The organism is Corynebacterium sp., assembly GCF_043426755.1.
Lineage (GTDB): Bacteria > Actinomycetota > Actinomycetes > Mycobacteriales > Mycobacteriaceae > Corynebacterium.
The window spans coordinates 1-10,278 of record NZ_JBHWRP010000094.1; the positions used below are offsets into that span (position 1 = coordinate 1).

General features: G+C 57.1%; 8 protein-coding genes and 1 rRNA gene. 8 read left to right on the top strand and 1 reads right to left on the bottom strand.

Going from position 1 to position 10,278, the window contains the following annotated elements:
* Positions 1–487: 487 nt before the first annotated feature.
* The 7 genes from ACHFGA_RS09520 (at position 488) to ACHFGA_RS09550 (ending at position 9,360) form a co-directional block, all read left to right on the top strand.
* Complete coding sequence (locus ACHFGA_RS09520; protein WP_394282146.1) at positions 488–1,963, top strand: Na+/H+ antiporter family protein; 1,476 nt, start codon at positions 488–490, stop codon at positions 1,961–1,963.
* Between the two features lie 139 nt (positions 1,964–2,102).
* Positions 2,103–4,748, top strand: coding sequence for a phosphoenolpyruvate carboxylase (gene ppc, locus ACHFGA_RS09525; protein ID WP_394282147.1), 2,646 nt, complete (start codon positions 2,103–2,105; stop codon positions 4,746–4,748).
* 91 nt (positions 4,749–4,839) lie between these two features.
* Positions 4,840–5,259: a hypothetical protein gene (locus tag ACHFGA_RS09530; RefSeq protein ID WP_394282148.1), complete on the top strand. Its 420-nt coding sequence runs from the start codon at positions 4,840–4,842 to the stop codon at positions 5,257–5,259.
* Positions 5,260–5,465: 206 nt separating this feature from the next.
* A complete protein-coding gene (locus tag ACHFGA_RS09535) occupies positions 5,466–6,509 on the top strand; it encodes a siderophore ABC transporter substrate-binding protein (RefSeq protein WP_394282149.1) in 1,044 nt (347 codons plus the stop codon).
* 43 nt (positions 6,510–6,552) lie between these two features.
* On the top strand, positions 6,553–7,563 hold the full coding sequence (locus ACHFGA_RS09540) for an ABC transporter permease (protein WP_394282150.1): 1,011 nt from the start codon (positions 6,553–6,555) through the stop codon (positions 7,561–7,563).
* On the top strand, positions 7,556–8,608 hold the full coding sequence (locus tag ACHFGA_RS09545) for an iron chelate uptake ABC transporter family permease subunit (RefSeq protein ID WP_394282151.1): 1,053 nt from the start codon (positions 7,556–7,558) through the stop codon (positions 8,606–8,608). The genes ACHFGA_RS09540 and ACHFGA_RS09545 overlap by 8 nt, the downstream gene beginning before the upstream one ends.
* Entirely contained in the window at positions 8,605–9,360 is a 756-nt protein-coding gene (locus tag ACHFGA_RS09550) for an ABC transporter ATP-binding protein (protein WP_394282152.1), read from the top strand. Before ACHFGA_RS09545 ends, ACHFGA_RS09550 begins: the two co-directional genes overlap by 4 nt.
* A gap of 447 nt (positions 9,361–9,807) precedes the next feature.
* Here the strand turns inward: ACHFGA_RS09550 and ACHFGA_RS09555 are convergent, their stop codons facing one another.
* Complete coding sequence (locus ACHFGA_RS09555; protein ID WP_394282153.1) at positions 9,808–9,981, bottom strand: hypothetical protein; 174 nt, start codon at positions 9,979–9,981, stop codon at positions 9,808–9,810.
* 3 nt (positions 9,982–9,984) lie between these two features.
* Here ACHFGA_RS09555 and ACHFGA_RS09560 point away from each other — a divergent pair.
* Positions 9,985–10,278, top strand: a 16S ribosomal RNA gene (locus ACHFGA_RS09560); the annotation flags it as partial.

Below are 10,278 nucleotides of genomic sequence, written 5' to 3' on the forward strand. Positions count from 1 at the left end.
TAAGCAAGGACACCTTTCACTAACTGGGCCCGTCATCCCACCTCGTTTGCCTGAGTGGGAGGGCCGAGTAGAGACACCGTGCAAACTGCGCACGGAGAAGCCCTGGCGCGGCAGCGAAGGACCCGGGTTCAATTCCCGGCAACTCCACCAATTGAAGCCCCAGCTCACCAAAGAGCTGGGGTTTTGCTTTTACTCGGATGAGGGACCGCCGTTTCCCTCCCGTTTTTCCCTTAAAGGGCCGCGCCGGGACCGCGCAGCCCTGCCTGCGGACCAAACTGTTGGACCTAAAATGTTGGAACAGGGGGCCTGGGGCGGTTGTGGACCACGATTTCCTCCTAATCCAACAGTTGAGGTTCGGCATTTTAGCCCGGCTTCGCCCCGCGGCAGTGAGCCCAGCGGGACCGGCCACAACTACCTGTGCGAAAACGGGGGAGGAGCGACTCTCAGCGTTTTTATGCAGACATACAGCAGACTAGTGTGAACACCTATGAATGCAGTGTTGATCGCGGTTATCGTGATGCTTATTCTGTCCGTCTGCCGCGTGCACGTAGTCTTGGCGCTGTTTATCGGCGCGCTCGTCGGCGGCCTGACAGCAGGGCTGGGACTGGAAACGACGATGGTCGCCTTCCAAGAAGGCCTGCAAGGCGGCGCGAAAATCGCCTTGAGCTACGCCTTGCTCGGTGCGTTTGCCATGGCAGTGGCTAATTCGGGGCTGCCGCGGCTGCTTGCAGATTGGCTGATTAAGCGCATCGGCACCACCAACGAGACAACGAAAAAAGTCACGATCGCGGTGACCAAGTGGGGCATGCTGCTGGGCATCCTGGCGATGGCTGTGATGAGCCAGAACCTGATCCCCGTGCACATCGCCTTCATCCCGATCCTGATCCCGCCGCTGCTGGTGGTCTTTAACAAGCTGCGCCTTGATCGCCGCCTGATCGCCTGTATCCTCACCTTCGGCCTGGTCACCACGTACATGTGGATCCCGGTGGGCTTCGGTTCGATCTTCCTGAATGACATTTTGCTGGGCAACGTCGAAGCCGCAGGACTAGACATCTCGGGCATCAACATCTTCGGCGTGATGACGATCCCAGCGCTGGGCATGGTCGCCGGCCTCTTGATCGCCATCTTCATTTCCTACCGCAAACCACGCGACTACGCCGACCGCAGCATCGAAGCGGGTACGGCTCCGCGTAACGACGAGCCCCTGCCGGGCTCTTCCACCCAACCAGACACTGCCGGCGCTGAGGCAACTGGGCCTGGCGCGGCCGCCGTCGAGGTCGCCGAAGACGTGGAAGCGGAGCAAACACCTGCAGACGAACCTGTATCGAAATACAAGGTAATCGTGGCGCTAATCGCTATTGTGGCCACGTTCGCAGTCCAGGTGGTTATGCAGTCTTCGGGCACTGAGGCGGACTCGCTGCTAGTCGGTGCCTTGGTGGGCCTGTCGATTTTCCTCCTGACCGGTGCCGTGAACTGGCGCGAGGCCGATGACGTTTTTACCGGTGGTATGAAGATGATGGCCCTGATCGGTTTCATCATGATCACCGCTCAGGGTTTTGCGGCGGTCATGGCTGAGACTGGTGAGGTGGAGCCGCTGGTGACCTCTACCGCCCAAATCTTCGACGGTAACAAGTCCGCGGCCGCCATCGCGATGCTGGTCGTAGGTCTCATCGTCACGATGGGTATTGGTTCTTCGTTCTCCACTCTGCCAATCATCGCCACCATCTATGTTCCGCTGTGTGTGACGATGGGCTTTTCTCCAGCTGCAACAATTGCGCTGATTGGTACCGCAGGTGCCCTCGGCGATGCGGGTTCGCCGGCATCGGACTCCACGTTGGGGCCGACCGCCGGTCTAAATGCGGACGGTCAGCACGACCACATTCGCGATACCGTGATCCCGACGTTCCTGCACTACAACATCCCGCTACTGATCTCTGGTTGGGTCGCCGCAATGGTCCTCTAGCCTTCCCCAGAAAAACTCCCTTTTACCTGCGTAAAGGGGAGTTTTTGCTGCGCATGTCCGGTGGACAGTCTATGTTGGAGAAAACATTCTGGCTGCACAGCCACCGTTGACCGGCAGGACCTACCGAAAGAGAAAGCAAGTGACTGGACACGTCCAAGAAGATATCCGCGTCCTAGGGGCCATCTTGGGGCGCGTTATCGCCGTCCAGGAAGGTGAGGACATCTTCCAACTCGTCGAATCCACCAGACAGACCGCCTTTGCCGTGGCGCGCGGAGAGTCGGACCCAGAAGACCTCCTGGCGATTTTCCGCGATTTGGACATCACCAAGGCTAACCTTGTGGCCCGGTCCTTTTCCTATTTTGCGCTTTTGACCAACCTTGCCGAGGATCTTGACGACGAATCGGTGCCAGCTGCGGTGTCGCTGAAGAAGTCCTTCGCCAAGTTCAAGGCCTCTGATGTCTCACCTTCACACGCGTCCGAGGTGCTGCGCGGTGCGCGGATCTCGCCGGTGTTTACAGCGCACCCGACGGAGACGCGGCGTCGCACAGTGTTTGATACCCAGACGCGGATGAAGGAGCTGCTCAAGGCTCGTCGGGACGCGGCAGGGGCGGAATACGACGAGAAAATCAAGGAGATCGACCACGAGATCTACCTGCGGATGACCCTGCTGTGGCAGACGGCGCTAATCCGCATCTCGCGGCCCACTCTGGAAGACGAGGTGGACGTGGGCTTGCGTTACTACAAGCTGTCGCTGTTGGAGCAGGTCCCGGCGATCAACCGTGCGATCCGCGACGGTGCGCAGGAGGCATTTGGCCTGCAGCTGCAGGACGTGGCAGCGGTGCGCACGGGCTCTTGGATCGGCGGTGACCATGACGGAAACCCCTATGTTGATGCCGAGACCTTGACGTACGCAACAAGCAAGGCAGCCGAGACGGCCCTGCGCTACTACGAAGCAGAGCTTGCGGAGTTGGAGCGCGAATTGAGCCTGTCGGACCGCTACTCGTCCTGCTCCGGTGAGTTGCTGGAGCTTGCGCAGGCCGGGGGCAATGACTGGCCATCGCGTGTCGACGAGCCCTACCGGCGTGCCATCTTCGGCGTGCGTCACAGGGTAGGAGCAACCGTCGGTGACGACAACGGGCATGACTCCTATGAGCATCCGGATGAGTTGATGCGCGACCTCGATGTGATTGACCGTTCGTTGCGCCAGTTCAACGACGACGTCATCGCCGACGACCGCCTAGCACGCATCCGCTCTGCTGTGAGCACCTTCGGGTTCCACCTGTACACGCTGGATCTGCGCCAGAATTCGGAGTCCTATGAGAAGGTGCTCACCGAACTGTTTGCCTTCGCCGGATTGTGCGAGAACTATTCGTCGTTAAGCGAAAGCGAGAAGCAGGTGTTGCTTATCGACGAGATCCAGCGCAACCGTCCTCTCGTCTTCCCGGATGCGGAGGGCCTAAGCCCTGATACCGAGAAGGAGCTGGGCATTTTCCGGGCAGCGGCCGAAGCGGTACGCCGGCATGGTGCGCCGGCGGTGGAGAATTGCATCATCGCTATGACGGGGACGGTCAGTGACATTCTGGAGCCGATGGTGCTGCTCAAAGAGGTGGGGCTGCGCGATATAAATCTGGTTCCGCTCTTTGAGACGATCGACGACCTCAAGGCTGGGGCGGGGATCTTGGAGCAGCTATGGCAGGTGCCGTTGTACCGGGAGCATTTGCGGCGTCGTGGCAATGTGCAAGAGGTGATGCTGGGGTATTCGGACTCCAATAAGGACGGTGGCTACCTGTCGGCTAACTGGGCGCTGTACGCGGCCGAGCTGGAACTGGTGGAGCTCTTCGAGAAACATGGCGTTGAGCTGCGCCTGTCTCACGGCCGCGGTGGGGCAGTGGGACGCGGCGGTGGCCCGACGTATGATGCGATTTTGGCGCAGCCTAAGGGCGCGGTATCTGGTGCCGTGCGTATTACCGAGCAGGGGGAGGTGATCTCGGCGAAGTATGGGTCGCCCGCGACGGCACGCCGCCATCTTGAGGCTTTCGCGGCTGGTGCGCTGGAGGCGTCACTGCTGGATACCGACAGAGTTGAGGACCCGGAGCGAGTGTACGCCGCGATGGCTGAGATTGCCGCGCTATCCGGGAAGAAATATCGGGAGCTTGTTGAGGACGAGGGCTTCATTGAGTACTTCACCCAATCCACCCCGCTGCATGAGATTGGGGAGCTGAACCTGGGATCCCGCCCAGCGGCGAGGAAGCAGACCACCGCGATTTCTGATCTGCGCGCGATCCCGTGGGGGCTGTCGTGGTCGCAGTCGCGCACCAACATTCCTGGCTGGTTCGGCGTGGGTACCGCGGTGAGCCAGTGGGCGGGGGAGGACGTTGCGCGCTGGGACACGTTGCAGCAGATGTATAAAACGTGGCCGTGGTTCCGCACCGTGTTTTCGAATATGGCTCAGGTAATGGCGAAAGCGGAGCTCTCCCTGGCGCGCCTCTATGCCAACCTGGTTGATGACGCGGAGTTGGCGGACCGCATCTATGGCATCATCGCCGACGAGTTCGCGCTGACTCGCGAGGTCTACCTCAAGGTGACAGGCAATGCGGATTTGGTCAGCGAAAACCAGCGTCAGGCGCGTTCGCTGAAACGCCGTTATCCCTACCTGTTGCCGTTGAACGCGGTGCAGCTAGAGCTGTTGCGGCGTTACCGTGCGGGCGATGATTCCTTCTTGGTGTCCAAAACCATTCAGGTGACCATGAACGGTTTGGCCACTGCGCTGCGCAATTCTGGCTAGAATGCCTGGTGGGATAAAGTACTGTGACACGTCACTGTTTTGCTGTTATCATGACATATGATCATTTATTTCTGATGAAAGGTTGATTTTTATGGCTAACACTCCCGCATCGATTGCACTGCGCGTTATTCCTGGCGCTTATATTCTTAACTCCGGAATCGGCAAGCTGAAGCTTCCTGAGGAGGCGTCCGCAGGTTTGCACCAGGCGGCGACCTCTGGCATCTCTGCCATTAAGAATCTTCCAGCCAAGGACTTCTCGAAGTACCTCGGCGGGGCAGAAGTCGGCCTCGGCGCCGCTCTGCTTGCACCGTTTGTATCCAACAAGGTTGCGGGTGCTGGCCTCGTCGCCTTTGGTTCGGGTCTTCTGACGATGTACTTCAATAACGAGGAAAACACAGAGAGTGACGGAATCCGTCCTTCCCAGCAGGGCCTCTCGCTGTCGAAGGACTCGTGGCTTGTTGCTCTTGGACTGGGCTTGCTTGCCCTGCCGAACAAAGATAAGCGCAAGTAGTGCGAACTATTAGGAGCAATTAGCGCACGTTTGTGTGCTCTAAATAGGGGTATCCCGCGGGGGTACCCCTATTTCGCATTTTTCCAGTTAGCGGGATAGTTCGTCGATTAGAGTAGAAGAAATTCAAAGGTAAGGCTTGGCTTACTTGCGGCGTAGGAGTAATTTAACTTGGGTAAGGCTAATCTAACTAAAGGAAATGGTGTTCCATGACACTTAAACTTTCTTCCCGTAAGGCAATCGTCGCGGGTATCGCGTCCTTCACCCTCGTGCTGACCGGCTGCTCCCAGACGGATGACACTGATTCGGCTGCTTCTAGCACTTCGGCCGCAGCAGATTCTTCGTCGGAAAGCACTGCAAGCGCCAGCGATGCGGCAAGCTCGGAAGGCACCATCACTATCGAGGACAACTATGGCACCGTCGAGGTTCCTGCGAACCCAGAGGCCATCGCTTCGCTGGATAACCGCACCTTCGAGGTTCTCGAGCAGTGGGGCGTTGAGCTCGTTGCTGCTCCGCGCACGCTGATGCCAGAGACTGTCGAGTACCGCGATGACGAGAGCATCGTTGACATCGGCAACCACCGCGAGCCAGATCTGGAAGCACTGGTGGCGGTTCAGCCAGACCTGATCATCAACGGCCAGCGTTTCAGCCAGTACTACGAGGATCTGCAGAAGCTGGCGCCGGACGCAGCGCTGATCGACTTGGAGCCGCGCGAGGACGAGTCGATGGACCAGGAGCTGATCCGCCAGGTGGAAACCTTGGGCGCGGCGCTGGGGAAGGAAGAGGAGGCAGCGAAGCTTGTCGACGACTTCAACGCCGCTCTTAAGCGTGCCAAGGACGTCTATGACCCATCCAAGTCTGTGATGGCTGTCAATGTGTCCGGTGGCAACATCGGCTACGTCGCTCCAAGTGTCGGCCGTTTCTGGGGCCCGATCTTCGACATGATCGGCATGACTCCAGCACTCGAGGTGGAATCGGGTTCGGACAACCACAAGGGTGACGATATCTCTGTCGAGGCAATCGCAGAATCCAACCCGGACTGGATGCTGGTTCTGGACCGCGACGCGGCAACCGGCGACGATTCGGCTCCAGCGCAGAGCGTCATCGAGGACTCCTCTGCATTGCAGAACGTCACCGCCGTTAAGGAGGGTGCTGTGGTCTACGCGCCAGCAGACACCTACACTAATGAATCAATCATTACGTACACCGAAACGCTCAACGCGCTTGCTGATGCGTTTGAGGGACAGAAGTAAAAACGCGCAGAGTTAATAGTTAATAGGGAGAACACCGTAGTCTATGCAGTCTGCACCATCCGAGGTTTCGAAGCAGTCCAAGAGCGGCGCTTCACGACGATCACATGGCCGACTCTGGAGTTGGAAATTGATCGTCGCCACACTCGGAGTGGTGGTTCTGCTGGTGATCTCCCTATTAACTGGTGAGTACAGCATCTTTGAAGCCGAAGACGGCGCGGAGATGTTTGCTATCACCCGCATTCCGCGGACCATTGCCTTAGTTCTGGCGGGTGCCGCGATGGCGATGAGCGGGCTGGTCATGCAGCTGCTCACCCAAAACCGTTTCGTGGAACCCACCACCACCGGAACGACCGAATGGGCAGGCCTGGGCCTGCTGTTCACCCTCTACTTGATTCCCTCGGCTACGGTCCTCGAGCGAATGGTGGGCGCCGTGATCTTCGCCTTCGTGGGAACGATGGTGTTCTTCCTCTTCCTCAGGCGGGTCACGTTAAAGTCCAGCTTGATCGTGCCGATCATCGGCATCATGCTGGGCGCTGTCGTCGGGGCAATCTCCTCATTCTTCGCGCTCCAGGTGGATATGCTGCAGCAGCTTGGCATCTGGTTCGCAGGCAGCTTCACAGACATCGTCGCAGGGCAATATGAGGTTCTGTGGATTGTCGCCATCGTCGTCGTCATCGTGTTCTTCTATGCAGACAGGCTCACGGTGGCAGGTCTCGGCGAGGAAGTGGCTACCAACGTAGGCGTCAATTACAACCGCCTCTTGCTGATCGGCACCGCACTGGTGGCCGTGGCCACGGGTGTTGTCACCGTCGTCGTTGGCTCCCTGCCCTTTCTTGGCTTGATCGTGCCTAATGTCGTCTCGATGATCCGCGGCGATGATTTGCGTTCTAACCTTCCGTGGGTCTGTCTCTTGGGCATTGCGATTGTGGCTATCTGTGACCTCATCGGCAGGACCATCATCGCGCCTTTTGAGATGCCGGTATCTGTGATTCTCGGCATCGTGGGTGCGGTTGTGTTCATCGTGTTGATTGTGAGGCAGACAACCAATGACTAGTGCTCACAATGCAACAACCACGAAGGCAAAGAAGTCTTCGTCGTCACGCGCCGTCGGCGCATTCCAGGACCCGCGCTCGCGGCGCCGCTACTGGGTGATTGTTGCGCTGCTTTCCGTGGCTGCGGTGCTGTTCACCGCTGGCTTGCTGGCCTACGACAACCCCATGGATTTTGGCACGGAGGGATTCTGGCTGCTTGCGCAGAGGCGCCTTGACGCGGTGATCGCGATGGCCATCGTTGCGGTCTGCCAGGGGATCGCCACTGTGGCTTTCCAAACCGTGACAAATAACCGGATCATTACTCCGTCGATTCTTGGGTTCGAATCGCTCTATACGCTGATCCATACCTCCACGGTCTTTTTCTTCGGCGCGAGCGGGCTGATCGCGGCATATAACCTGGGCATGTTCGTGTTCCAGATCGTGGTTATGGTGGTGCTGTCGTTCCTGTTGTATTCGTGGCTGCTGACTCGGTCATCGCGCAACATGCATGCCATGCTGCTGGTGGGCATCGTGCTGGGCGGGGGACTTGGTTCCGTGTCCACGTTTATGCAGCGCACGCTTGCGCCCAGCGAATTCGACGTGCTGACGGCCCGCATGTTTGGTTCGATGAATAATGCGGACTCCAGCTATTACCCGATTGCCATTCCACTGGTCATCGTGGTGGTGGCGATCCTATTGGCTCGCTCCAGCACGCTCAACGTGATGTCGCTCGGTGCAGAAACATCGACCAACCTCGGTGTTAACTTCAAGCGAAACTCTATTCTGACCTTGATGCTGGTCAGCGTTTTGATGGCGGTCTCCACATCCATGGTGGGGCCCATGACCTTCCTGGGTTTCCTGGTAGCCACCCTGGCTTATCAGTGTGCCGAGACCTATGATCACCGTTATATCTTCCCGATGGCAGCGTTGCTAGGCTACGTGGTGCTTACGGGAGCGTACTTCGTACTTAACCACGTGTTCTACGCCCAGGGCGTAGTGAGCATCATCATCGAGCTGGTGGGAGGAATTACCTTCCTGATCGTCGTACTGCGAAAGGGGCGCCTGTGATTACACTGACCGATGTCCGCAAAGAATATAACTCTGATGTTGCGATCGGACCTGTCAACCTAGAGATTCCCGCGGGGGGCATCACAACTCTGATTGGGCCGAATGGCGCAGGCAAGTCGACCTTGTTGACCATGATCGGCCGCCTGCTGGCAATGGATTCCGGCACCGTGACCGTCGCTCAGCACGACATCTCCAATACGAAGTCGAAGGATCTTGCCAAGATCATTTCCATCTTGCGTCAGGAAAACCACTTCATGACGAAGCTGACCGTCCGTCAGCTCGTTGGCTTCGGTCGCTTCCCCTATTCCGGTGGTCGGCTGACGGAGGAAGACGAGGAGATCATCTCTCGCTACATCGACTTCCTGCACTTGACTGAGCTGGAGAACCGTTACCTCGATCAGTTGTCCGGTGGGCAGCGCCAGCGCGCGTACGTTGCGATGGTCCTGTGCCAGGAGACTGACTACGTGCTTCTCGACGAACCACTGAACAACTTAGACATGGCGCACTCTGTTCAGATGATGCGCCACGTGAAGGAAGCGGCAGAGGAGTTTGGCCGCACGATCATCGTGGTCCTGCACGATATCAACTTCGCCGCACGCTATGCGGACTACATCTGTGCTGTGAAAGATGGAAAGATCATCGCGTTCGGTGAACCAGAAGAGGTTATGAAGGGCGATCTTCTGACCGAGATCTTCAATACTCCCGTAAAAGTGATTGACGGTCCGGATGGCCTGCTTGCGGTCTATCACTAGGGCAGAAGCGTTGCCTAGAAAAGACTGATGACCAGCAAAGTTGCTTTTAAATCAGCTTTGAGGTTATAGTTCTACAAGTCGCCACGAGGAAGTGACCGAGAGGTTAACAAGTGGCGCGAAAGAACGAAATACCAGCGAATTTGACACAAGTTAGATTCAAAGTGTAAGTTCTTAATCCGCTGCTCAAAAGAGTGATCGAAACAAGATTGCTCGGCTGGGTGTGCGAATGTTGTGTGAGAACTCGATAGTGTGCCAATGTACTTTTTTGTTTGTGTGTTGGTGTGTGTGCCTGTGTGCTTGCAATGATCACGGTTTTTGACTGGTGGTTGTTGTTGGTGTGTGCCGGTCGCACTGCAGCTTCCGTGGTTGTGGTGTGTTTTTGTTTTCGGTGCAGCATGGGTGTGCATAGTTGATGTGCATTCAGATTGGTAGATGAATCATAATTTTTTATGGTTGTTTACTTTTTGCCAGCCCCTGTTGTTTCCCTGTCGGGTGGGGGTTGGTTGTTGTAATTCTATTTTTTGGACAACAAGTATTTAACAGCACTGTGGTGTTGTTTTTGCTGGTTGTTTGTTTTGGTTGGGTTTTGGGCTTTTCACGGCCTTGTTTCTTCTGAAACATTTTTTTGTGGAGAGTTTGATCCTGGCTCAGGATGAACGCTGGCGGCGTGCTTAACACATGCAAGTCGAACGGAAAGGCCCTGCTTGCAGGGTACTCGAGTGGCGAACGGGTGAGTAACACGTGGGTGATCTGCCCTGTACTTCGGGATAAGCTTGGGAAACTGGGTCTAATACCGGATATTCAACATTTGTTGGAAAGCCTTTGGGCGGTATGGGATGAGCATGCGGCCTATCAGCAAGATGGTGGGGAAATGGCCTACCAAGGCGTCGACGGGTCTCCGGCCTGAGAGGGTGACGA

Bases quoted from the DNA above. Each gene is read 5' to 3' on its own strand.
- ACHFGA_RS09520 (WP_394282146.1), top strand. From the start codon at position 488: ATGAATGCAGTGTTGATCGCGGTTATCGTGATGCTTATTCTGTCCGTC.
- ACHFGA_RS09530 (WP_394282148.1), top strand. From the start codon at position 4,840: ATGGCTAACACTCCCGCATCGATTGCACTGCGCGTTATTCCTGGCGCT.
- ACHFGA_RS09535 (WP_394282149.1), top strand. From the start codon at position 5,466: ATGACACTTAAACTTTCTTCCCGTAAGGCAATCGTCGCGGGTATCGCG.
- ACHFGA_RS09540 (WP_394282150.1), top strand. From the start codon at position 6,553: ATGCAGTCTGCACCATCCGAGGTTTCGAAGCAGTCCAAGAGCGGCGCT.
- ACHFGA_RS09545 (WP_394282151.1), top strand. From the start codon at position 7,556: ATGACTAGTGCTCACAATGCAACAACCACGAAGGCAAAGAAGTCTTCG.
- ACHFGA_RS09555 (WP_394282153.1), bottom strand. From the start codon at position 9,981: ATGTTTCAGAAGAAACAAGGCCGTGAAAAGCCCAAAACCCAACCAAAA.